This window comes from Fictibacillus sp. 18YEL24 (genome assembly GCF_015903855.1).
GTDB lineage: Bacteria > Bacillota > Bacilli > Bacillales > Fictibacillaceae > Fictibacillus > Fictibacillus phosphorivorans_C.
Map to the genome: position 1 here is coordinate 652,271 of NZ_JACZDT010000001.1, position 23,854 is coordinate 676,124.

Genomic DNA, 23,854 nt, shown 5'->3' on the forward strand with positions numbered 1-23,854 from the left:
ACGTGAAGGGGCAACTTAGCGGTTGCCCCTTCTTTACGTTATTTTAATGTAATATTTCCTACATATTGCGAACGACCATTGCTGGTGCGAAAATTAACTTCTAACACATATTGACCCGGATCACTTGGAAAGGAGAAGGAGTAATCAGTTGATGATTTCGTCGTCAACTCTATCTTCTCATTCCCTTTCCAAAGGGATATTTTCATCATCTCTTTCGTATATTCCCCGCCATCTTCTTTATTTTCAAGTAAGATTAATTCAGCTGGTTGATTAGGTAAAAGTTTGATTTCCTTTTGTTCACTGGCTAGCGTTAAGAAGTGCTCTACGTTATTTTTAAATTCCTTTTCTTCTGTTTTCCAGTTAACATTTGCTTCTTTTAAATCATATAGATCTTCTTTGACACTAAGTCTTAATTCTGGCGGTCCAGCGTCATAGTCTTCCGCTATACATGCAGTTAATAAAATTATAAACAAGAAACCTGTTAACATATGTATACATTGTTTCTTCATGCACCTACCCCTCTCCCATTTACCGTTTAAATTGAACGATGATTAAAAAGTTGATTGAATATTTGTCTCGCTATCACGTAGAAAAAAGCACCAATTGGAACAACCAACAGATCAATCCACAATCCATTTTGATAGTTTTCTGGCTGCTGGAAGAAAGCTAAAAACGTTAGGCTACCAATTATGACAGAAGGAGTTAGAAAGAATATCCAGGGATTCGTTATATATTTTAACTTTACTGAACTTAATTGTAAGGCTTCATACACTAGTTCAGCCATCCCACAAATAAAAGCCACGATAAAAAATAATCCAATTACACTGGAAAGAGGTGCAATGTTATCCGCTCCAGGATTGTAATGCTCCATAATATAAAATGAAAGCACACAAAAAACGAAAGTAACAAATATGGTGTTCCAAAGAAAACGCGTAATCTTATAAAAAGGATAGACTGCTTTTTTCATTTCCCAATTCATCTTTTTTCCGTTTCCGAACGTCTTTATTGCAATTTTTAACGATTCTTGCTCTGTGTATCCTTTTATCATTAACTCATTCATATGATCGTTGAGGTGCTGTGTTAACTCTTCTCGTATGTCCTCTTGTTCTTCTATTGGCAAACCCGCTACGATCACATCAATATATTGATCTAAATTCTTCATAACAACCCCTCCAGCGTCTTATCCATCAGGTCATTAATTTGTTTCCAATCTCTTCGCTTTTCTGATAATATTTTTCGGCCAGTTGTTGTTAAAGAATAATATTTACGACGATTTCCGTCAGGTCCATGTTCCCAGTATGAAGTCACACACTCTTTTTTCTCTAGGCGTTTCAAAGCTGGATAAAGGGTTCCTTCATTCATAGAGAATTCTTCGTTACTTAAAATTCGTAGCTTCCGTGTCATTTCGTAACCATAGCTATCCCCATCCAGTAAAAGTGAAAGAAGCAAGATTTCAATACTTCCCTTCAATAGTTCTTTATCCATGTTGACCCTCCAATATTTTCTAATTATATTGTAATACGATGTACATCGTATTACAAGGGTGCGTTGTATTTTTTTCCAACTATTATATATAAAAAATGGCATTATTTGCTCTAGTCTATGCTGAAGTCGATCTTTTTTGTATGCTTCTATTGAGTTCGGATCGATACTGATAATTTTAATCAAGGTTGAATATAAGTTTAAGAAGGAATAAGTGAGGAGGTAAAGTATGGCCACCGAATTTGTCTATTTATCTTCGATTATTGTTGCCATTATGTTTGTGTCCATCTCGGTCTTCCAGGTATTGCTTTCGCTCGGCTATCCATTAGGTGAATTTGCGATGGGAGGTTTTTATAAGGTTTTGCCGAAAAAATTACGTATTATGAGTATGATTCATGCTATCATTCTACTTTTTATGGGCGTTGTATTTCTTAAACATACGGATGTCTTGTATGGTTTTAATTTTTTACCTACAAACACTTTAGTTTGGATTATTACGGTATTTCTCGGTTTAAATACCATAACCAACCTACTATCACAGAGTAAAAAAGAAAGACGTATGATGACTCCATATTCAAGTATCGCTTTTCTTTTATGTTTATTTATAACTTTATCTTAAGAAAAGATATCACTTTAACAGGTTAAAAGCACTGCAATTTGAACTGCACCCCAATTGTTAGACACAACTAACAATTGGAGGAGCAGTTTTTTATGACTTAAATTTTTGTACTTCAATACCAGTAAGCATCACTTCTGCTTTTTACATTCTATTTATTGAATACCTTATTCTCTCCATCATAATGAACTTCATGGAATCCTAATGTTCTTGTTAATTTTGGCACATGTAGAATTAGGAACAACGATCGGGCGGTACTGAAAAGGATAAACGCTAACCATAATCCATGGTTATCTAAACGTGGTGCAGCTAAATAAAGAGAAACTAAAAAAACGATTAAAGCTAGAATCATAGAGTTACGTAGTGAAGACGCTTCTGTTGCTCCTACGAAAATACCGTGAAGAACGACACCAAAGCTGGATACGATCGGGAAGATGATTATCCAAGCATCATACGTTCCAACGACATTCAACACTTCAGGTAAAGAGGTGAATAATAGGTGTATTTGATCTTTGAATAAAAAATAGACACTCGAGATGATCAGTGATGAGATAACAGCCCATTGAAAACTAAGTTTAATCGTTGATCGATAAAGAGCCTTATCATTAGAACCTATTGCTCTGCCTGTTAATATACTTGAAGCATTGGCAAATCCATCATACATATAAGCCATGATGTAGTGGATCTGGATCAAAATGGCGTTTGCCGCTAGAATCTCTGTACCGAAAGTGCCTCCTTTTGCCGTAAAAACATTAAACACAATTAATAAGCATAATGTTCGAATGAAAAGATCTCTGTTCATCCTCATCATTTTTTTATAAGAAGACAGATCGATTGATTTTATCTGGAAAATCTTCTTACGTCGCTTTGCGGGAATCGCTTTCCAAACGATAAAAAGACCGATTACAAAAGTGGAAACCTCCGAAATTAATGTAGCCACTGCAACACCTGCCACACCCCATGAGAAGACTTTAACAAATAGAATATCAAGTACAATGTTCGTTACATTCATATACATTTGAAGAAACAAAGTCTTCTTAATCATTGCGAGTCCCATCATCCATCCTATGATGACATAATTGAGCAGTCCAAATGGTACACCCCATATACGAATCGCAAAGTATTCTATGGCTAGAGACTTAACGGCTGGATCTGATGTCAACAGCGGCAGAAACTGTTCTTTGATCGGGTATTGAAGCGCTATTAAAATGGCACTTATGCTGAGTGCTAAGAGCAATGGTCTACTTAGTGAACGTAAGAGATCGTCCTCATTTTTTGTTCCATGTGCTTGTGCAGCAAATCCAGATGTACTCACCCTCAAGAATCCAAACAGCCAATACATCGTATTAAAAATAATCGTGCCGACTGCTACTCCAGCTATGTAAGAGGAATCATCTAACTGTCCCACAACAGCCGTATCTACTGCACCAAGAAGAGGAGTCGTTATGGTTGTAAGAATCAGCGGTAGTGCCAATCCAAGATATCTTGAATGGTTCAAATACGTTCATCCTCCCAAAATAAATAAACCAGCACTTCACGTGTAAAAGTGTTGGTTCTCTTCTATTTATACTCTTGTTCCATACTCATCTCCACCAATAGTTTGGTATAGGGATGACGAGACTCTGAAAAAAGATCCTTCGTTAAAAATGAGTCAACTGCGATTCCTTCTTTTAATACTACAATTCGTTCACACATGAATTGGACAGCAGCAATATCATGCGAGATGAATAGAAGAGAGAGGTTCAAGTCTCGCTGCAACTTCTTTAACAGGTTGAGCACTTGTGCTTGTACAGAAACATCAAGACTTGAAGTAGGTTCATCGCAGACCAGCAAATCTGGTTCTATGCTAATCCCCCTTGCTACAGCAATTCTTTGTTTTTGTCCACCACTTAGTTGGTGTGGATATCTCTCCAGAAGTTCAGGTGATAAACCCACTTTTTTAAACAAGACTTCGGCCATCATCTTACGATCATATCTTACTTCTTTTAAAAATGTAGGGATAACTTCTGGATAATTTTCTAACGGTTCAACCACAGACTTCCACACAGGAAGTTTGGGGTTTAATGACCCGGCAGGATCTTGAAACACAATTTGAAGGTGACGCCTGAATGCTTTTAAAGCTTGTCCTTTTAGCCTGTGCAGGTTACTCCCTCTAAAATGGACATCTCCTTGATCAGGCTTCTCTAGCCCTAATATAATCTTACCAAGCGTACTCTTACCGCTTCCACTTTCTCCGATGATTCCTATGCTTTCACCAGGTTGAACGGTAAGTGAAATATCACTTAATGCTGGTTTTGAGTGATACATCTTCGAAATTGAATTAACGTGTAACATATCGTTCTTCCCTTTCTGCATTCACTAGATGACAAGCGACCGAATGATGTGTTTCTAAGCTAATCATTGGCACTATGTTGCTGCAGGATTTCATAACACTCGGGCATCTTTTAGAAAAAGGACACCCCTCTTCAGCTATTAATCCAGGTTCACCTAGCATAGTCGGCAACTCATGTTGGATATGCTTATTTAATCTTAATCTCGACTGAAGTAATAGATTCGTATAAGGGTGGATAGGATTCGCCAATACAGCACTGGTTTTTCCTATTTCTACAATTCGACCGCCGTACATAACGCCTACTGTTTGTGTTCGGTTAATAATATGTTTCAGGTCGTGCGAGATTAGGAGAATAGAGCAATTCAACTCTTCTTTAAGCTCAGACAGGAGATCTAGAATTCTTTCTCCGGTTAACACGTCTAGAGCAGTCGTTGGTTCATCTGCAATGATCAGTTTCGGCCGAAACATAATGGCTGATGCGATTGAAGCTCTCTGCAATTGTCCGCCACTAAGTTCGTCTGGAAAACTGTTAAATACACGTTCCGCTGGTAAGTGAACTTTGTTCAGCCAATGAATAGCCACTTTCTTTGCTTCTTTTCTACTCATGTCAGTGTGACATCTTATAATCTCAATAAATTGCTTTCCAACTTTTATAAATGGAGTGAAGAAGCTTTGATAGTTTTGTGAGAGGTAAGCAATCTCTTTACCTCGAATATTTCTTAACTCTCTTTCACTTAACGATGTGATCTCTGATTGACCGAGTTTAACAGATCCGCTTGTAACTTCCAGAGACTTAGAAAGCATTCCCAAAATCACGGTGGCTGTCAAACTTTTTCCGCTGCCGCTCTCTCCGACTAACCCAAATATTTCACCTTGAGAAATGGAAAAATGCAGATTGCGAATTAACTTTTCCCTGCTGTTACGGATAGTCACTGAAAGGTTTTCCACAACGAGCAGATTATTTTCACAAGTTGCTGGCGTATTGTTCTCCATCATTGCAAACCTCCTTTCTAACGACTTTTAACGTCCCATTTGTCTCGCAATCCTTCACCCATTAAGTTAAATGCTAATACCACAAAAAAGATAGCTAAACCCGGGTAGATCATTAATTCTGGTGCACTCTGAAAATAAGGTCTTCCATCATTCAACATCGCTCCCCATTCTGGAGCAGGAGGCTGTGCACCTAATCCAAGGTAAGATAAGGAAGAGATTGTAAGGATCACTTTTCCGATATCCAGGGTAGCTAGAACAAGGACAGGAGAAACAATTTGCGGAAACATATGTCTTCTTATAATCTTCCAGTTGGAGCTTCCCCCAACTTTTGCTGCTTGGACATAATCTTTGTTTCGTTCAGTGATCACGATACTTCTTACGACCCTTGTATAAGCAATCCACTTAACAAAAACAATCGATATCATGAGATTCGTCAAACTTGGTCCTAAAAATCCAGCAATCGCAATCGCTAGAATAAATTCGGGAAGAGCAAGTATACCATCTGCTACACGCATAAACACTGTATCCAATCGACCACCAATGTAACCGATCACGAGACCGATCGGAATCCCGATGAGTGCAACAGTCGCAACAACTAGTGCCGTTATTCCTAGTGTTGACTGAGCACCGACTATGAGCCTTGAAAATATACATCTTCCCATATGGTCAGTTCCTAGAGGATATGCTGAACTTGGTGGGACAAGCCGTTCAGACATATTCGCTGTGAGGGGATCATTCGGAACGATAAACGGTCCAATCAATGTGATCAAAGTGATGATAATAAAGAATATGATCCCACACTGAATCAGTAAGTTTTGATTTTTAAAGAAAAATGAAATTCGGTTTATTCTAGGCATCTGAATATTTATCTTCATAATGCCTCCTCTTTTCGTTTCATTCTTGGATCGATCACATAATAAGATAAATCAACTAAGAGATTTGTTAGTACAACAAATACTCCAGTTAATAAAACATATCCTTGGATAACCGGATAGTCTCGGTTAAATATAGCGTCAACGGCAAGACTTCCTAATCCTGGCCAAGAAAATAAAATTTCAACTACTACTGCTCCACCTAAGAAACTACCTAAACTTAAGCCGAAAATGGTCAGAACAGGGAGAACAGCAGCTCTAAACGCATGCAACCATAGAATCCTCCACTCTTTGACACCTCTTGCTCTTGCTGCGTAAATATAGTCCTCAGACAAACTTTGCAAAAGGCCTGCTCGAAGTAGCCTTGCGTAAACTACTGCAAATGTAAATCCTAATGTAAAGGCAGGTAAGATGATTTGAGAATAGGACCCTATTCCTGACGAAGGTAGAACACCTAATTTAAACGCAAAGAGATAGATTAAGATGAGCCCGAGCCAAAAATTAGGTATCGATGCTCCGATTAATGCTAAAATCCGACTTAATTGGTCAGGCCATTTGTTAACATATTTTGCAGACCATACGCCAAGTGGAACGGTAATGCAAAGCATGATAGTCATTGCAAAAAATGTAAGTTCCGCCGAAATGGGTATGCGCGTTAACAGTTCTTCAATAACTGGTTTCCCAGACATGTATGATTTCCCTAGATCAAGCTGCATGAGGTTGAACATCCATTTGCCATATTGTACATACAGAGGCTGATCAAAACCAAGCTTATTTCTAAGCTCAGCTTGATCTTCTTCTGTTACTACCATCTCATCGGCATTTAGAATGGTAAGAACCGGATCACCTGGTGCCAACTTCATTAATGTGAACGTAAATAGGGATAGAATGAATAAAACAACAACCAGCTGAGTAACCCTATTCTTTATAATCGTAAGCACATTATTTCACATCCATATTGTGTGTTAGAATATAATACTCCTCTGCTGTAGGCTCCCAGTTCACAATGCGTTTGTTCATTCCAATAATGATATTTGGATAAACGGCATAGCTATGGGCAACTTCTTTGTTGATTACCTTAGACGCATCTTGTGTCAGCTTTGTACGCTCATCTAAATCTGTCGTTCTATTTAACTTTTCAATTAGAGTGTTAAGTTCAGGAATGTTGATCTTCCCAACATTTAACGCTCCTGTTTCTGTGAAAGCAGTGTTAAAGAAGTAGCTTCCGTCTCCTCTTGGAGAGGTATTGTTACTATAAGTCGCTAGATCCCAATCCTTGTTCTCAACTAGATGCGTATCTGCATTTTCAACTGTTTTTATATCGATTTTGATTCCTGCTTTACTTGCGTCAGATTGAAGTAGCTGCGCGATTAGAGGCAGTTCTGGACGAGCTTTATACGTAACTAGTTCAAGAGTTAGCGGTTTACCGTCTTTCTCCATTAAACCTTCTGCATTCTCTTTGTAGCCCGCTTGAGTTAAAAGGCTTTTAGCTTTTTCCACGTTCAATTCTGAAACTTCTTCATCTAGCCCAAACGGTAAAGTACTGTTAAATGGACCGTTAGCTTCAAGACCGTGTCCTAGCATGATGTCATTTACAACACTCTTGCGATCAATCAAGAGGTCTAGAGCTTGTCTAACCTTTAAATCTTTAACATTTTTACTTTGACTGTTATATAGAACAAAATGCGCTCGTAGTCCAGGAATGGATTCAACTCTCAATTTATTATCCTTTTCTATCGTATCTAGACTTTCGGCAGGGAGATTGTACACAACATCAGCTTCTTTTGACTGTAGGGCAAGTGCTCTTACGTTAGCGTCTTCATTAAACTTTATTTTGGCTGAGTCCAGTTTCGGTTCTCCAGCCCAATAGTCTTCGTTTTTTTCAACTTCAACAAATTGATTGGATTTAAATTCTTTTACTTTAAATGGACCTGTACCGATTGGGTTATTTCTAAACGCTTCTTCTCCATCCTTCTTGGCTGCTTCCATGTTTACAATTGATGTATAAGGATTTACAAGTTCGGATGGAAGTGCAGGATAGGGCTCTGTCGTATGGATCGTAAGTGCTTGTCCATCTGCTTCCATAGATTTAATCTTGAGAGAATCACCTAACGATTCGTTCGCTTCAATACTTCTTTCTAATGATTGTTTGACAGATTCAGCATCAAGTTTTTTACCATCTTGAAATTTTACATCATCTCGAATTTCAAATACCCACTTCTCGTTATCTGTTGTTTCCCATCTTTCAGCTAGCCAGCCTTCAATATTCGATTTATCATCCAGTTTTAATAACGTTTCAGTAAGTCCAGCACGAATAGGAATAAAGCCAGTATGCGGATCTAAGTTAGCTGCTTTAAAACTGAAAATCATATTAACGTTCTTTTCTTTTTCTTCTTGTTTTTCTGAGCTATTTTGTGTGGTTGAACAACCAGCCATGAATACAAGAACCAAACATAACATTCCTACTAAAATATTCTTATAATTTCTCATTCATTTACCTTCCTTGCCTATTGGTTTATAATCGTAATCATTACGGTTTAAATATCAAAAAAAATTTAATACTTGAAGTTTTATTGAAAGATGGAGAAATAATACCTATGTATCAAGTAATCATGAACATTAAGAAGCGAAGTGATCTTATGATCTACGACACCTTTGTACAAGGTGTTCCTTATGCTCGCCCTTCTGATTGTTATTAAAGTGCTGCCCTCCTCACTTTCACTTTAAGCGTAATCATTACGATTTACATATCGAATTCTATCATTTAATAAAATTACCGTCAATCACTGAACGAAGTAAAACTATAAAAAAACCCATCAATGATGGGTTTAAGAGATTTGTATAAGTATGAGATTACAAAGTGAGTAAAGTGAGTATGACATTTTAAGATCCAGACGACTTACTTCCTGATCCAAAGCCTGAACCTGTTGATGAAGGAGTTGTTGTCACGTTCGTACTCGGCTTTGTTGCTGGTTTAACTGTGGAAGGAGCAGTTGTAGCTGGTTTCGTAAAGTTAACTTTACCTGTAGGTTTCGTTTTGCTTGTATTTGCTAACAAGAATATCCACCACGGAAACGAGCTTTCATTGGCATAATAGTTGGAATCCAGAGTAGATTCCCCGTTTTCATAGACATCATCTAAGAACGTGATAAGCTCATCCTCTTGAAATTCCAGTCCGTTTTCTTCTATATAATTTTCCATTGCTTCTAAATCCATATCTGGATATTGAGATTGCAAATGATCTAGGTCAATCTCCTCTTCATCAGCTACATCGTAGGTAGGCTCTTCTGAATAAGACGTTGAGTAGGTTTCATCTTCAGTGTAAGTTGATTCATCTTGAACAGCTATATCTTCTCTAGAACTGCAGGCACTTAAAGCAACAGCTGCCGATAATATGCCTCCAATTAGCTTTTTTGTCTTTGTCATTGTGACTATCCCCTTTTTTCACATGGTCCTTTAGGAGTGTATCCTTATTTGAAGTAGAAGTGCACGATTTGGTCCCTTCATTTATAACCTCAACTCACCAATTCTAGTCAACTTCTCTTTAAACCATATCACTATGGCCTTTCTCTTTAACACTTCGTCAATCATCCAAAAGAATAGAGAACAAAGTATAGATTGCATGAAGATTATATTCCATACTATGTTTTCCAGATCATAATACCCTTGTTCACGTATCAAAATATAAATTAAGAAAAATAAACCAAAGAGAATATGAATAACACCTGATAATAAAAGCTTAAAAGATGGATGTACCCACTTGATCATGTAATCAGACAACATGGACGAAAAAGATCCATATAAGATGACGAATGGAACTAAATAAAACGCTATAAAAATACTAAACTCTAAACCGAGAATCGCAATATTTATCAAGGTCATAATGAAGCTAGTAACAATAGCAGCTATCACTTTTCTTATAAGTATCATTACTCCTCCTTAATTAAAAATATTGGTTATCTAATTCTTATTTGTTTTTATGACAAATGACCCTTCTTAAACTATTATTATTTAAATACTAAAATTTTACAATTATTATTTCCAATATATGCTATAATGCTGGATGGAAAAAGCTTGAAAATTTTCTGAATCGGGGGGATTTTTTTGGATTTAATTTTTATCCTACTTATGCTTTTAGGATTATTAATAGGTATTTTTGCGTGGTATAGGGATAGAAGTGAGAAGAATAAACGTTTTTCTTGGTTGAGTTATGCTTCTTTATTGGTTCCACTATTATTAATTCTGACCATGTATAGTACAAGAGGCAACTTTCTGATCTATACAGTTGCTATTGGTTCTCCTCTGTCATTACTGCTTTGTGGCTACACATTATTTAAGAGAAGAGAGAAAAAGATTCTTGCTATTATTGGTTTAATCCTTTCACTGATCTCCAATGGCATTGTGTTTATTATTACTACTTTCGTATTCACAAACACTTAATAATAATTTCGTTAGGTAAAACAAGGGATCTTCAAAGAGATCTCTTGTTTCCGCCGTTTAAACATCAACTGTATTACAATTTCCTTATTAAAAACACCCAATGATTTGTGTTTGCATACCATACATACAAAGTTGGCAAACGCCTAAGAAGAGGTGAAGCACCTTATGGTTGCATATATGGATTATACATCTCCCTCTGCTCAATATACGTTTGATGTAAATACGAGTCCTCTATTCAAGAAAGACAGCCAAAATTATATCAATGTATTGGGTATCAACCAGTTGAATACTTTAGAGAACGTATCATTATTAGACATATTTATGAGTACGAACAATGTAGTTGAACCTCATTATCATCAGAATGCAGCTGAACTTGTCTACTGTATCTCAGGTTCTGTTCTCGTATCGATTCTGAATCCATTTACCAAACAGTTATTGAACTTTAAGATCACACCCGGCCAAGTGGCAAATGTTCCGCAAGGCTGGTGGCATTATGAAATCGCTTTAGAAGATAACACTCATATTCTAGCCATTTTTAATGCACCCACTCCACAAGTTATTCTTGGTTCAGATATACTTAGATTCACCCCTGCCAATGTTATGGCGCATACCTATTGTCTTGACGAGAATCAATGGAAAGAAACCGTTGCCCCTGTTCAACCTTCTACTTATATAGGGCCTTACACGAACTGTCTGCGAAACGCTGAATATACCTACCATTCAAACCATGAACAAACCTATCAGCAGATGCAATATGTTCAACAGCATCCTGAAACTCCGTACGTTCAGCCTTATCGGAACGTTTGGTGGTAGAGCAATAACAACTAAGATATAACAACGCCTAAAAACCGACCAGTAAGTAACTAGTCGGTTTGCTTTGTTTTTATAAATATTCTGTAAAGGTTAAGCATCATTGAATTCCATTAATCTTACAATATTAAGTTTTATCTATAAAAGTATCACTGGAGGTTATGTATAAATTATGGAAATAACATACTTTATTTTATTCTTAACTTTATTTTTATATATCGGAATACCTATTCTTGTCATAGTAGCTCTTATTAAAGTTGTGGATTGGCAAGTAGAACAAATTCGTAGCCGCAAGATAAGGTATGAGTATTATGAAAAGAAAAGACAAAAAGAAAAAGGAAATCATGATTGATTTCCTTTTTAAGATCGTTCAATTTGCTGTTTTGCCACGATTAACAACCAATGTCATTACATTCAATACGATAGTAATAAGTAAAAGCACAGCTGAAGCAAACGCAGTCGTATACATCGTATCCAAGAGTGCGCTCCAATCTTCTATCGTCACCTTATGGTATGTATAAAAAATTTGAAAACATAGTGATATCGCGCATGCACAAATACTAATCATAGATAACGTCATCCAACTATTGCTGTTCTTGCGCAATAAATTTACAACTGGCAAAATCCAAGCAATTAACCCTAATACAAGACTTCCAACATTCAACAAACCAAACATCTCAAACGCCTCCAGAAATTCTTCTTTACCGTTACATGTATTCTCTAATTCATAACAAAAACCCTCTAAAATAAACAAACACTGTAACCAACCGATGGTTACAGTGCTAAGATGTGTATTATTTCTTCATTAGTGAAACACGAAAAGGATACAGGTTTGCTGTCATGATCTTCCCCTTGACTGCTGGATCATTTCCCATAATTTCTTGTGCTTCTTCTTCATTTGTATTTTGAAGAATCACAACACCGAACGATGCATCCAGACATGGTCCTGCCAATACCAATTTTCCCTTCTCTAACAAATCTTGAAGGTACGAAAAATGAGATTGAAGCTTTTCTTGTTCCTCTTGTGTTTGATTTTCCATTAAATCTGCTCTAACTGGCTTAATCTGATATAAAAATTCAGTGATTTCCAAACGTATCTCTCCCCTTTAGAGAAAGAATTCTATCGATTCATGAAATATCCTTTAATTGCGACTATCTTCTTTTTTTAGATCCGTCTGTTTTTCGCTGCATGCTTTTTTCATTTTTTGGTGCAGTGCGTTTAGTGGATGGTCCTTTACTAGCACTTTCTTCTACGATGACTTGCCCTTTTTCAAGCAGCTGCTTTTGAAGGGGTACGTTCATATTGGCAGTCCATTTTTTCACAGAAGTTAGTTCTGCTTTCGTTACTAATGAAACGACTGTACCTTCTTTTCCCATACGCCCTGTTCTTCCAGATCGGTGGACGTATTGCTTTACGTCTTCTGGCATTTCAAAATGAACCACGTGTGTTACGTCAGGAATATCTAATCCACGCGTCGCGACATCCGTTGTTAAAAGAACAGGAATCTTTCCATTCTTAAAGTCGTTGATTACTTTTTGACGATCTTGTTTAGTTGAATTACCCGCTAATACACCTAGCTTGATCTTTTTATACTCAAGTTTCGTTGCGAACTCATCCATCTTCATCGAACTATTGATGAAGACCATCGCTTTAATTCCAGGTGTGTGACGAATCAGCTTACGTAAGTTTTCAACTTTGTCACGGTAATCAGACACCATAAACGTATGTGTGACTTCGCTCTTCACCAAGTCTTTTTCTACTTTAACGATAACTGGTGCAACGGCTAATTTTCTTGACCAATCTTCCGTCTTGTTATTGATCGTAGCGGATACGAATACTAGCTGACGATCTTTTAGTGTTGCTGCGATTACTTGTTCAACGTCACCGTTAAATCCAGCTTCAATAATGTGGTCAGCTTCATCGATCACAATGGTTTTTACTTCATGCACTTTAAGTTTTTTGTTTTGGATCAATTCTTTTACTCGCCCAGGTGTACCAACGATAAATTGCGGTTTCTTTTTTAATTTATCTAACTGACGCTGCATGTTAGCTCCACCGATGAGAGATGCCCCGCTTAGTCCGCTGTTTTCGGTAAACTTTTGACATACATCGTAAATTTGCATTGCTAGTTCTCGTGTTGGTGCTAAAAAGAGGACTTGAGCATTCTTTACTTCTGGGTTTAACTTTGATAGTGCTGGTAGTGCATAAGCAAGAGTCTTACCAGTCCCAGTTGGAGATTCAATGATTAAATCTTTGTTTTCTAGCTGTTCAGGAATTGATCGTTCTTGAATGTCTGTAAATGCTGAAAACCCGCTTTTGTCCCAAGCGTTTCGGATAAATTCCGGAAAATTCTGTAGCGATTGTGTCATTTTTTATACCCCTTAAAATATTCATTCATTTCTTTTATTGACGCTATTAACTCTTCAAGTACAGATGAAATTCGCTCTGGTTCCTCTTCAGAAACCGGCTTTTGAAGTTGTATAGAGATCGTGTTGGTGAATACGTGTCTTGGTTGGCCATATATATAAGTAAGTTTTTGCTGAATGTCACCTTTTAAATCTCCGCTTCCCCATTTTTTCAGTATGGATTGAAGCTGTTTACAATCTGTTTCTATTTCATAAACCGGAGTCTCGATCACGCAGGAAAGTTTACTTCCTGCCCCTTCAGGGTTATCGTTCAACTTTTCCATAGCCAAGTCTTCTAGATTTGAAGTTAAGGAGATCGTCCCTTTCATCGCTTCTCCGATCGCTGAAACTACAAAGTCAATCGAATAATTTCTTTCTATAATAGCTTGATCCATTAAGTCTTTACGATTAATGATCTCAATTTCTCCTGAAAAATCTAGGTCATATACTGCTCCTTCGAGCACAACCTTTAGATTATCATAAACAGATGGATGATACATCTTGTTCTCTCCCTATTTTTAAAAACAATATTTAAATACGGTACGTGAAATTATTTATCCTCGACTTCCGCCATTTGATTCTTTAGCTGATTCAATACATAGAGAACAGATTTCACCATTTCTGTGATTCGTTTATCTTTCATTTTCTTTTGAAAGACGTAAACACCAAGATAGCCAATGTTTTCAGCAGCGGTCTTGATCTGAATCGGGTACAGATATTTAGGCTTGTTGGCGATCACCCAGTCTCTCGCGAGCGGCTCCCAGTCTTTTACACGATAATGGATGCGATCGGCAAAAGGTTTGACCTCTGTAAAAAAGTCCGCTTCTGTTTCTCTCGTTTTGGTTTCTGTCTTATAAATATGAAACGCTTCATCTATATCAGCGATTAGCTCGGTTGTTAATGTATATAAATGGTCCATTAAAAAAGTCCCCCCATTCTTTATATCCTACCAAAGAATGAAGAGACTTACACTTTTTGATTTGTTTTTCGGTCTTTTTTAGTAGCAGAGAGCTTGTCTTTATTGTTTTTTGCTACTTTGAAAGTTGATAGTAGTGGAAGGTGCGAGACTCCTGTGGGACGAGCGGTCAGGTGAGACACTTAATGGCGCAACGCGGCAAGTGGCTCACCGGTCGCCCCACGGAAAGCGAGCATCCTGTAACGGAAATCAACTTTTCTCCTATACTTCTATAGAGTAAACAAACTGACGAACCAGTTCTTCTTTGATTTTTCTTTTACATACAGTCGCTCTTCTGGATAATCTTGCTTCAGAAGTGCCACTTCTAGATCTTGCAGTCGGGCTTCCATGTTCTCCATCTTTTTGATCAGTTCTTCAAGTTCTGTCGCGTGCTGTAACATTTGATAGGAAACGACCCCATCTGCTTTTTCTTCCACTTTCTTTTCCAATGCCTCTATCGCAGCGTTCAAACGATTGAACTTATCTTCAAATTGGGTTGGCAGTTCCATTGATTGCTCTGTTACCTGCATGGACTGAACTTGAATATCACTCATCAAAAGTCCGTTGTCGAGTTGAGCTTTAATCTCTCTTAGCTGATCGATATCATCTTGTTTGAACAGATAATGACCATGCTCATTCTTGTCACATTGTATGTTAAAATGTCTGACCCAACGCTGAACTGTTGTTGGATTCACCCCAAGTTCCTCAGAGACCGTTTTGGTTTTCATCAACACCATTTCCATCATGAATCCCTCCCCGTTTTCTTGTGAGTACTATTTTCTCGCATCATATTCCCATCCCCTTCACACCTGACAAAACTAGTTTTCATTCGCCAAAGAAAGTGGAATACAACGGAATCATTACAATTTCGACACTCAATTTGTTGATTGTTTGTATATTCAGTCGCAACAGCACCAAAACTAAGAACAGTTCAGGTGATACAAAAAGGAGGTGCCAACATGAACCAAGACAGCAAACAACAAAAACAGCAGGATCAGTATACATCCCAAGAAGAAACGGGTACTCAAAAGAGAGAACAAAAGAACAGCACAGGCTATGGTGACAAAAAGCTGAACGGCCCTGATATTCCTAGCACTTAAACAAGTAAAGACGGCTCAAAAAAGCCGTCTTCTTTTATGCATGCAACATCCACTCTTTTAAGAGAATTCCTATTTTCAGCTGCCTTTGCTTTTGTTTATACCAATCTGTTAACAAAACCGGATCCAATGGTTTAATCGGGTCATAAAACTTTTCAGTATTTACTTTTTTTTGATACCAGTCTTTTATGTTAGACCTATGGTGCTCGATGATCGGAAACGCGATTCGTAAAAAAGGAGTCTCTCTTTTTTTACCTGGATAGATATAGGTTTCAAAATCATGTCTTGATCCTGTATGAGTGACTTTATCTGCAAAGGAAAGAATCTCTTCACTCCACTCTGACTCAAACAAGATGGTATACAGTTTTTTACCTGTTTCGATCCTATTTCTTGTCTTTTTAAATCCATGAACGGAAATTCCTATCACTTCGCCACTCTCTACAGGAAAAAGCACAGTACTAAAGTGCATATAATCTTGTAAGAGAAACGGCACCTTTGAAAAAATTCTCTTTTTGTAAAACCCATCCTTTATAACTGGCTTTTCGATCACGTGTTGTTCATTAATGATTAGGGACGTGCAAATTCGCTTCAGATCTTTCTCTTTCCAAAATCTCTCCCACTCCATCACCATAAATGTTGAAACACCAAAATATCTGAGCAGATGAAAACATGGCTCATCTTGTTTTTTCGAATACTCATAGATCAAAAGCTGGGGATATGCATCCTGAAAGATCAGCCAGTTTGCGCGTTCATACGTAAGGAATAAATGCTTTCTAGTATCTTTAGACAACAGCCTAGGCAACCAATCCCCTTTTAAGTCACACATGCTGTAACCTGCATTTCTTGAAACAAGACTTGCGAGCATCGCCCACCTGATCTCAGGGTTGTTTTTAAAAAATGTGGCATAGCTTACGGTACGTGAAATATTGTCACGATTTTGTGAATTCGTACGTCTCAAAATGTGCTGAATGATATCCTCATTATGCTGTACCACGCTCTTCCTCCATGCTTTTTGTCCTATTTTCTATCGTTTGCTTTCATGTTATAAAATATTTGTGTCATATAAGAAAAAAGAGTAAACTAATGGTTATGAAAGATGTATTTGGAAAAAGGAGGCATAGACCTTTGGCGAAGACAGTAATACTTTATACACAAGAAACATGCCCTCCATGCTTTGCAGAAAAAGAGTGGCTAAAAGCAAACGAGATTCCTTTTGAAGAACGAGATATTCGTAAAAACGATGCCTATATGAAAGAAGTGATCGACCTCGGCGCTTCTGCAACTCCTGTAACCGTTATTGAAACGGAGGACTCAAAAGAAGTCGTCATGGGCTTTGTAGAAGAAGAACTTTCTCGACTACTAAAAAAGTAAACATCCAACGGCTATGTGTATCGTTTTTTCATGCGCATAGCCATCTTTCGTTGTAAAGGAGATGAATCATGGGTACCTTTCATTATCCAAACGGTAAGAAAGTGACTTCTATCGTGAAAAAACAATCTTCATCTTCTATCAAAAAGGATATTTCGTACAGCAACAGAGGAATGTCGTTAGAAGATGATATCAATCAGAGCAACGAATATTATCTTTTAACCAATCAAGCGATCATCCATAAGAAACCTACTCCGGTTCAGATCGTAAATGTAGAATATCCAAAACGATCTGCCGCTGTCATTCGTGAAGCATACTTCAAGCTCGCTTCGACGACAGATTACAATGGGGTGTATAAAGGAAGATACATTGACTTTGAGGCAAAAGAAACAAAGAATAAGACGAGCTTCCCACTAAAAAACTTTCATGAACATCAGTTACTTCATATGCAGCACATCTTAGATCATGGTGGGATCTCGTTCGTCATCCTTCGTTTCTCTGCAACAGATGAGAGCTATTTATTCGACAGTTCTCACTTGATCACGTTTTGGAACGAACAGAGAAAAGGCAGAAAATCTATACCAAAGGCTGAAATCGAGGAAAAAGGACATTCTATAAATATCGGGTATCAACCTCGGCTTAATTACTTACAAGTGGTAGATTCTGTCTATTTTTAGTCGTTCATAAATTGTCAAATGCCGTCGAATAATTGAACGTGTTCATTTTTTTATGAAGTTGAAAGGTTGGTAAAACAATGTCAAAAGATTACCGAAGCCGTATGGAGCGCAGACAATCGAGTGATAGTTCCAAGCCGGCAAATAAATCAAAAACAAAAAAACCGAGACGAGGACGCAATTGGAAGAAAACACTGTTGATCCTTGCTCTTATATTAGGCGTTTTAGGACTGTTAACGATCGGCGTTATTGCCGCTACTTCACCTAAATTAGATCCTAAGAAACTAGAAACACCGGTATCCTCTAAGATTATGGATATGAACGACAAAGAAGTTTCTCTTGTTGCCGGTGATGAAAAACGAATTCGTGTGAAGATTAATGAGATTCCAGAACCTGTACAAAATGCTTTTATCGCTACAGAAGACGTGCGTTTCCGTGAGCATAGCGGTATAGATGTACGTCGTATTGCTGGCGCAGCATTCGCTAACGTTAGAGAAGGTTTTGGAGCAGAAGGTGCGAGTACGATCTCTCAACAGGTTATCAAGAATACGGTTCTAACGAATGAAAAATCTCTTACACGTAAGATTCGTGAAGCATACCTTTCCGTTCAATTAGAACAGAAGTACTCTAAAGACCAAATCTTAGAGATGTATTTAAATAAAATCTATTTTGGAAACAATGCTTATGGAATTGCAACAGCAGCTAAAGTATATTTCAACAAGGATGTTGATCAACTTGAAGTGCAAGAAGCTGCTCTTTTAGCTGGTCTGCCAAAAGCACCAAGTTATTATGATCCTACAAGAAATCCTAAAGAAGCCGAACATCGACGTAACGTCGTTTTAAACTTGATGGCTCAGCATAAATTCATCTCAAAAGAAGAAGCAGAAAAAGCAAAAAGTATTTCTGTTAAAGACATGATTAAAGAAGGCGAAGTTAAGACTGAGACTCGCCCTTATGATGCTTACATTAAACAGGTTATTGATGATCTCAAAGATATTGAAGGTCTAGAAGAGGCAGATATCTATTCATCCGGACTTAAAATTTATACAAATTTAGACACGAAAGCACAGCAAACAACTGAAGATGTATTAAAAGCGAAGTTAAATGAAGAGCATGAATTCTTACAATCTGGTGTTGCATTAGTTGATACGAAGACAGGGTCCATTCGCGCAGTCGGAAGTGGCCGCGGCGGTCAACTAAGTAACTACTTCTCTTCTAAGATAAAACGTCAGCCTGGATCCACAATTAAACCAATACTTGATTATGGTCCTGCGATCGAGAATAAAAAATGGAACACAGGATACATCCTAAAAGATGAACCAGTAGAACTGAAAGACATTACAATCAACAACTTTAACGATCGCAACGTTGGTGACATCTCGATGCGTCAAGCACTCGTTGAATCGAAGAACACGACTGCTGTTCGTGCGTTCCAAGAAGTTGGTGCTGAAGAAGCAACAGATTTTGCAAATAAATTAGGGTTTGACTTAGATCCAGATACAACTTATCCATCCTACGCGATCGGTGGATTTAACGGTGGTATCTCCCCTCTTACACTAGCTGGTGCTTATACATCGTTTGGTAACGGAGGTATATACTCAAAACCAACTACGGTACGTAAAGTTGAGTTCCCTGATGGTCGTGTAGTTGAAGTCGATTCAGAGCCGAAAGCAGCTATGAAAGATTACACCGCTTATATGATCACAGATATGCTAAAAGATGTGATGGACAGAGGAACTGGACGTGAAGCGAACGTTAGTGGACTTAACTTAGCTGGTAAGACGGGTACAACTAACTACTCTAAAGAAGATCGTGATAAGTACGGTCTTCCAGATGGTGCGACTAAAGATGCTTGGATGGCAGGATATACGCCAACCTATACAGCAGCTGTTTGGACCGGTTATGCTGAGAACAAAGACAAAGAAGGTAACGGTCTCTATCTAAACGACAATGAAGCGGATTATTCGAAACAGATCTTCCGAGACATCATGAGCGAGTTAGATCATAAGAATACCGACTTCAAGAAGCCGAAATCCGTAACAGAAGTCGCGATGGAAAAAGGAACAGGCAAACGAGCAAGTGAGTTCACACCTGATTCTGAGAAGATCATTGAGCTTTTCGTTAAAGGAACTGACCTTCCTGGTATAAGTGATAGCTATGAAAAACCTTCTTCGATTGAAGGGCTTGAAGCGAAGTACAAGGAAGATAAGAACGAGATCGAAGTAAAATGGAAATATGGTAAGAAAAAAGGTGTAACCTTTAGAGTTCTCGCAAGCTATAACGACGGTCCGATGCAGGAACGAGCAACGATCAACGATACGAAATTCGTTGTTCCAGCTCCTGCTCCTGGTAAATATTCATTCCAAGTCATAGCGATCGACAGTGAGAACAATACAGAAAGCGAACCAGCAGGAACATCGATTACAATCGAAGGCCCTGAAGGTGAAGAGCCACCGCCTGGTGAGGGTGAAGGCGAACAGCCGGGTACTCCTCCGGGAGAAGAGCCTGGAACAGAGCCACCTGCAGAAGGTGAACCTGGTACTCCTCCAGATCAAGGAGGCGGTGAAGGTGAACAACCTGGTACTCCTCCAGGTCAAGAGCCTGGAACGGAGCCACCTGCAGAAGGTGAGCCTGGTACAACACCTACACCTCCAGGTCAAAACGGAGGCAGACAACAAAATGGTGGAAACGGTGGAGGCCTCGTTCCTCCTCTCGGTCAATAAATAAAAAAGATCCGTCAGCAACTTTTAGCTGGCGGATCTTTTTTATTCTCACTTAAGTAATGCAATCTACTGCTGATATCAGAATACCTATTTGATGTTATACCGATCAAGCAAATAGTTCCAAAATACAGGATAACCAAACGATAAGTTCCAAAAGCTTACTCCTGCAAAGCCGTACTGATCGACTACGTCAAACTTTGCTCTCATACTTCGAAGATCTTCAAACCATACCACATGCTCTTTCTTCTGCTTATCCCAATAACGGAAATAAGGAGCTTCATCTTTTCTTGAGTATTTAATGGCAGCCTGCCGCTTTCCTGCTAGCTGGGTTGCTTGAACCGGATTTAATGCTTTCGCAAACTCACCGCCCGGTTTATACGGTAAAGTCCAGTCATAACCGTACAGATTGATGCCCATCAGAATTTTCTTCGGATCGATCACACTCACTGCATAGTCGAGCACTTTTTTTACAGATGGGAGTGGGCTAACTGCCATTGGTGGTCCTCCGCTGTATCCCCACTCGTACGTCATCAGGATCACATAATCTACGATCTCTCCGTGTGCTTTATAGTCATGGGATTCATACCATTCTCCTTCTTGAGTGCCAGAGATTTTTGGCGCGACCGCAGTCATAACGATAAAATTTTCTTGATGCATCTTCTCTGTTAGCGTCCTTAGGAACTGATTGTAAGCTTCTTTGTTTTGTTTTCCTAAGTATTCAAAATCTACCGAGATCCCTTCATATCCTTTTTGTTTCATGATACGTAAAGATTCGTTTATCACTTTATCTGTAATCTCTTTTTTCGTTAGGATCGCTGTCCCCACTTCTTCACTGAATTCACCGTCTTTAATGTTCGTGATGGCCATGATCGGGCGTACGTTTTTATTTTTTGCATCTTTTAAGAACTCAGAATCATTCAGTGGTTTGAATACACCTTTCTCGTTCACTTCATAACTGAATAGCGTGATGTACGTGAGCGCTCTGGCAGCGGCATCAAAATTGGCTTGAGCCTTTGGATTAGGCTCGGCAAACGCGTTCGTTACGATTGTTTTCTTCGTACGCTGCGGTACGTTCAATTGCGTTCCGGGCCGGAGGTTGCTGTCCGTCACACCCGGATTTGCCTGCTGTAGCTGGGCGACAGTTACACCGATCCTCTTTCCGATCTCCTCTAATGAATCACCAGGCTGAACGGTATACGTAAAAGGTGTTGGAATGAAAAGTGTCTGTCCTACCGTTAACACGTCTTTTTCTGACAATCGATTAACCGTAGCGAGCTCCTGCCACGGCAATTTATAGTACTGCGAAAGTCTCCAAAGAGAATCGCCCCGTTTCACCACATGAATCTGCATGATACCCCTCCTAAAAAAACGTCTCATGTCATCATCATATGTCCAAGTGTCTTGTCCTTATGTACTGCGCTTTTTTAATATGACACTTTTCTTTTCCCATTCAGAAAATAACTCACTAAGCTGTATGTACGATTGATAGTGATCTGGTAGCTCTTCGATGAACGAAAGCCGCTCGATCGCGTTTACAGGTAGATGCTTGAATCCCTTCAGATCGTCTTTATAATTCATCAGGTCATCAGGATGCACTCCATTTCCGAGATAGATCGTTTTCAAAAGCTGTTGTAAGTAGAATTTCATAGGTTCTTTTGCTTTTTGTCTATTACGATTCTTAAAGTGTAACGCAATTTCCTTTGATTTCTCATTCCACTCTATAAAGATGTTTTCCGTATTCTCATTCATCTAAAACGCCTCCGCTCTGTATACAAAAAAAAGAGCTTATCAAAAGAAGATAATCTCTTATCTACAGTTATTGTACCTCTTTAAAACAGTGTGTTCCAAGTGGCTTGTCCAACGATTCCGTCTACAGCTAGTCCTTTTCTTTTTTGATAAGCTTTTACAGCTGATTCTGTTTGTGGACCAAAGTTACCATCTGCTGAAATATTTAAAGCACGCTGTATTCTGCTTACGTTTGCAGAGTCCGTTGAACCTCTTTTAATTACATATCCTGGATAAGGAACTACAGCACTTCCGTTTGAGTTACTTGATTTTGGCGGTGCAGGTTGAGTTGGTTTGGTTGGTTGCGTTAAAACAGCATTAAGTTTATTTAATGTGTTTGGGCCTGCAATTCCATCAACCGTCAGATTGTATTTTCTTTGAAATAATCTAACGGCGTTCTCTGTATTTGGACCGTAAACGCCATCTGCTGTAAGAGAGTAACCTGCTCGTTTAAGTTTGTTCTGCAGATCTCTCACTCTTTGACCTGTGTCCCCATTTTTCAGAATACTATTATTAGTCCCTGGTGTTGGTTGAGGTGAAGGTTTCGGTGCTGGTGTTGGAATTGTTTGATTGGATATAGAATTCTCCACATCTTTTAGGAACTGATTAAAGGTGATTCCATAACGATTCAACGCGTTATCGGGATCGGTTCTTCGCCCTGGATCTAATTGTTTGTGGCTCGCGATCTTTTCTTGTGGTCTCCAGTTGTATCTTTTACAAAGATAACCCCAGAACCAGACATATCTTCTATACGCCTCTTGAAAATTGATCCCGCCTCCCCAGCAGAGTTCAACACCGATCGCTGCATCATTTGATTCTCGGCCAAAACGCACGTTGTCTAACTGAGTTCCATACTGAACATGATATGCTTTTTCATCAAGCGGAATGATCACAAGGATCTCTTTATCATCTATAAAAACATGAGCGCTCGCACTCGGTTGTTGGTTGTTAAAATAGTTTCGGTTGCTTCTGGCCGAAGTCCCTGGATTTCCTGTATCATGAGCTACTCCAAAGAATGGCCCGTCTAGCTTCGTACCAGGTCTTGCATTACCTAACTTAATATAGTCATATGTGATTGAATATGACACAAAAACATCACTCCTTTCTATAGGGTATGTAGAAAGAGAGTGATTGCTTGTACATATGGGGTTTTTGTGCAGAATTTAGGTTTCGCAAGTAATACTGTGAGTTTTTTTAAAAATAGTTTATTGTAGGGTGGGCACGTATACCTCCATCGAAATATTGTTGATAATACCACGAGATTGGACGATAATAAGGCGAGTTTTCACTATATTTCAAAG

At 38.5% G+C, this 23,854-nt stretch carries 28 protein-coding genes and 1 pseudogene; 9 read left to right on the plus strand and 20 right to left on the minus strand.

The window, feature by feature from the left end:
- Positions 1-38: 38 nt before the first annotated feature.
- The 3 genes from HU823_RS03390 to HU823_RS03400 are packed head-to-tail and all read right to left on the minus strand — an operon-like array spanning position 39 to position 1,485.
- A complete protein-coding gene (locus HU823_RS03390; RefSeq protein ID WP_197221170.1) occupies positions 39-509 on the minus strand; it encodes a hypothetical protein in 471 nt (156 codons plus the stop codon).
- Positions 510-535: 26 nt separating this feature from the next.
- Entirely contained in the window at positions 536-1,162 is a 627-nt protein-coding gene (locus HU823_RS03395; RefSeq protein WP_197221171.1) for a permease prefix domain 1-containing protein, read from the minus strand.
- Entirely contained in the window at positions 1,159-1,485 is a 327-nt protein-coding gene (locus tag HU823_RS03400) for a PadR family transcriptional regulator (protein ID WP_197221172.1), read from the minus strand. The genes HU823_RS03395 and HU823_RS03400 overlap by 4 nt, the downstream gene beginning before the upstream one ends.
- A 226-nt stretch (positions 1,486-1,711) precedes the next feature.
- Here HU823_RS03400 and HU823_RS03405 point away from each other — a divergent pair, with 226 nt between their 5' ends.
- Positions 1,712-2,101, plus strand: a complete 390-nt coding sequence (locus HU823_RS03405; protein ID WP_197221173.1) for a hypothetical protein — start codon at positions 1,712-1,714, stop codon at positions 2,099-2,101.
- A 148-nt stretch (positions 2,102-2,249) separates the two neighbouring features.
- On the opposite strand, the gene HU823_RS03410 is transcribed toward HU823_RS03405, so the two are convergent.
- The 7 genes from HU823_RS03410 to HU823_RS03440 form a co-directional block, all read right to left on the minus strand.
- Positions 2,250-3,596 (minus strand): MATE family efflux transporter, encoded by a 1,347-nt coding sequence (locus HU823_RS03410; RefSeq protein ID WP_197221174.1) that lies wholly within the window; start codon positions 3,594-3,596, stop codon positions 2,250-2,252.
- 62 nt (positions 3,597-3,658) lie between these two features.
- On the minus strand, positions 3,659-4,432 hold the full coding sequence (locus tag HU823_RS03415) for an ABC transporter ATP-binding protein (RefSeq protein ID WP_197221175.1): 774 nt from the start codon (positions 4,430-4,432) through the stop codon (positions 3,659-3,661).
- Positions 4,419-5,426: an ABC transporter ATP-binding protein gene (locus tag HU823_RS03420; RefSeq protein WP_197221176.1), complete on the minus strand. Its 1,008-nt coding sequence runs from the start codon at positions 5,424-5,426 to the stop codon at positions 4,419-4,421. The genes HU823_RS03415 and HU823_RS03420 overlap by 14 nt, the downstream gene beginning before the upstream one ends.
- A gap of 14 nt (positions 5,427-5,440) precedes the next feature.
- Entirely contained in the window at positions 5,441-6,298 is an 858-nt protein-coding gene (gene nikC / locus HU823_RS03425) for a nickel transporter permease (protein ID WP_197221177.1), read from the minus strand.
- Entirely contained in the window at positions 6,295-7,236 is a 942-nt protein-coding gene (nikB, locus tag HU823_RS03430) for a nickel ABC transporter permease (protein WP_370630016.1), read from the minus strand. The genes nikC and nikB overlap by 4 nt, the downstream gene beginning before the upstream one ends.
- Before the next feature lies 1 nt (position 7,237).
- Positions 7,238-8,785: a nickel ABC transporter substrate-binding protein gene (gene nikA, locus HU823_RS03435; RefSeq protein WP_197221178.1), complete on the minus strand. Its 1,548-nt coding sequence runs from the start codon at positions 8,783-8,785 to the stop codon at positions 7,238-7,240.
- 393 nt (positions 8,786-9,178) lie between these two features.
- Positions 9,179-9,721 carry a hypothetical protein gene (locus tag HU823_RS03440; RefSeq protein WP_197221179.1) on the minus strand — a complete coding sequence of 181 codons (543 nt, stop codon included), beginning with the start codon at positions 9,719-9,721 and terminating at the stop codon, positions 9,179-9,181.
- A gap of 678 nt (positions 9,722-10,399) precedes the next feature.
- Between HU823_RS03440 and HU823_RS03445 the strand changes: the two genes are divergently transcribed.
- From HU823_RS03445 to HU823_RS22250, 4 genes are all read left to right on the plus strand, one after another.
- The gene (locus tag HU823_RS03445) at positions 10,400-10,735 is read left to right on the plus strand and encodes a hypothetical protein (RefSeq protein ID WP_197221180.1); all 336 of its coding nucleotides are present in this window, start codon (positions 10,400-10,402) and stop codon (positions 10,733-10,735) included.
- A gap of 165 nt (positions 10,736-10,900) precedes the next feature.
- Positions 10,901-11,548, plus strand: coding sequence for a cupin domain-containing protein (locus HU823_RS03450; protein ID WP_197221181.1), 648 nt, complete (start codon positions 10,901-10,903; stop codon positions 11,546-11,548).
- 169 nt (positions 11,549-11,717) lie between these two features.
- Positions 11,718-11,897 carry a hypothetical protein gene (locus tag HU823_RS03455; protein WP_197221182.1) on the plus strand — a complete coding sequence of 60 codons (180 nt, stop codon included), beginning with the start codon at positions 11,718-11,720 and terminating at the stop codon, positions 11,895-11,897.
- Entirely contained in the window at positions 11,857-12,066 is a 210-nt protein-coding gene (locus tag HU823_RS22250; protein WP_197221183.1) for a hypothetical protein, read from the plus strand. The genes HU823_RS03455 and HU823_RS22250 overlap by 41 nt, the downstream gene beginning before the upstream one ends.
- 273 nt (positions 12,067-12,339) lie before the next feature.
- On the opposite strand, the gene HU823_RS03465 is transcribed toward HU823_RS22250, so the two are convergent.
- The 5 genes from HU823_RS03465 to HU823_RS03485 form a co-directional block, all read right to left on the minus strand.
- Positions 12,340-12,636 (minus strand): YciI family protein, encoded by a 297-nt coding sequence (locus tag HU823_RS03465; RefSeq protein ID WP_197221184.1) that lies wholly within the window; start codon positions 12,634-12,636, stop codon positions 12,340-12,342.
- 61 nt (positions 12,637-12,697) lie between these two features.
- Positions 12,698-13,915, minus strand: a complete 1,218-nt coding sequence (locus HU823_RS03470; RefSeq protein WP_197221185.1) for a DEAD/DEAH box helicase — start codon at positions 13,913-13,915, stop codon at positions 12,698-12,700.
- On the minus strand, positions 13,912-14,451 hold the full coding sequence (locus HU823_RS03475) for a hypothetical protein (protein ID WP_197221186.1): 540 nt from the start codon (positions 14,449-14,451) through the stop codon (positions 13,912-13,914). Before HU823_RS03475 ends, HU823_RS03470 begins: the two co-directional genes overlap by 4 nt.
- Positions 14,452-14,501: 50 nt before the next feature.
- The gene (locus tag HU823_RS03480) at positions 14,502-14,870 is read right to left on the minus strand and encodes a YppE family protein (RefSeq protein ID WP_197221187.1); all 369 of its coding nucleotides are present in this window, start codon (positions 14,868-14,870) and stop codon (positions 14,502-14,504) included.
- Between the two features lie 266 nt (positions 14,871-15,136).
- Positions 15,137-15,652 (minus strand): MerR family transcriptional regulator, encoded by a 516-nt coding sequence (locus tag HU823_RS03485; protein WP_197221188.1) that lies wholly within the window; start codon positions 15,650-15,652, stop codon positions 15,137-15,139.
- Positions 15,653-15,865: 213 nt separating this feature from the next.
- Here HU823_RS03485 and HU823_RS03490 point away from each other — a divergent pair, with 213 nt between their 5' ends.
- A complete protein-coding gene (locus HU823_RS03490; protein ID WP_186320490.1) occupies positions 15,866-16,006 on the plus strand; it encodes a hypothetical protein in 141 nt (46 codons plus the stop codon).
- Between the two features lie 34 nt (positions 16,007-16,040).
- Here the strand turns inward: HU823_RS03490 and HU823_RS03495 are convergent, their stop codons facing one another.
- The gene (locus HU823_RS03495) at positions 16,041-16,997 is read right to left on the minus strand and encodes a DUF2515 family protein (RefSeq protein ID WP_370630017.1); all 957 of its coding nucleotides are present in this window, start codon (positions 16,995-16,997) and stop codon (positions 16,041-16,043) included.
- A gap of 131 nt (positions 16,998-17,128) precedes the next feature.
- Here HU823_RS03495 and HU823_RS03500 point away from each other — a divergent pair, with 131 nt between their 5' ends.
- The 3 genes from HU823_RS03500 to HU823_RS03510 all read left to right on the plus strand — a co-directional run bounded on the left by HU823_RS03500 (position 17,129) and on the right by HU823_RS03510 (position 20,768).
- On the plus strand, positions 17,129-17,374 hold the full coding sequence (locus HU823_RS03500) for a glutaredoxin family protein (protein ID WP_144699448.1): 246 nt from the start codon (positions 17,129-17,131) through the stop codon (positions 17,372-17,374).
- A gap of 68 nt (positions 17,375-17,442) precedes the next feature.
- Entirely contained in the window at positions 17,443-18,048 is a 606-nt protein-coding gene (recU, locus tag HU823_RS03505) for a Holliday junction resolvase RecU (protein ID WP_144699446.1), read from the plus strand.
- Between the two features lie 77 nt (positions 18,049-18,125).
- Positions 18,126-20,768 (plus strand): transglycosylase domain-containing protein, encoded by a 2,643-nt coding sequence (locus tag HU823_RS03510; RefSeq protein ID WP_197221189.1) that lies wholly within the window; start codon positions 18,126-18,128, stop codon positions 20,766-20,768.
- Between the two features lie 87 nt (positions 20,769-20,855).
- Here HU823_RS03510 and HU823_RS03515 read toward each other — a convergent pair whose 3' ends face one another.
- The 4 genes and pseudogenes from HU823_RS03515 to HU823_RS21815 form a co-directional block, all read right to left on the minus strand.
- A complete protein-coding gene (locus tag HU823_RS03515) occupies positions 20,856-22,118 on the minus strand; it encodes a glycosyl hydrolase family 18 protein (protein ID WP_197221190.1) in 1,263 nt (420 codons plus the stop codon).
- A 57-nt stretch (positions 22,119-22,175) separates the two neighbouring features.
- Positions 22,176-22,517, minus strand: a complete 342-nt coding sequence (locus HU823_RS03520) for a YpoC family protein (protein WP_197221191.1) — start codon at positions 22,515-22,517, stop codon at positions 22,176-22,178.
- Between the two features lie 80 nt (positions 22,518-22,597).
- Positions 22,598-23,143, minus strand: a complete 546-nt coding sequence (locus HU823_RS21810; protein WP_370630037.1) for a peptidoglycan-binding domain-containing protein — start codon at positions 23,141-23,143, stop codon at positions 22,598-22,600.
- Positions 23,141-23,641, minus strand: a pseudogene (locus tag HU823_RS21815) (peptidoglycan recognition protein family protein); the annotation flags it as partial. The pseudogene HU823_RS21815 and the gene HU823_RS21810, both read right to left, overlap by 3 nt.
- Positions 23,642-23,854 lie beyond the last annotated feature (213 nt).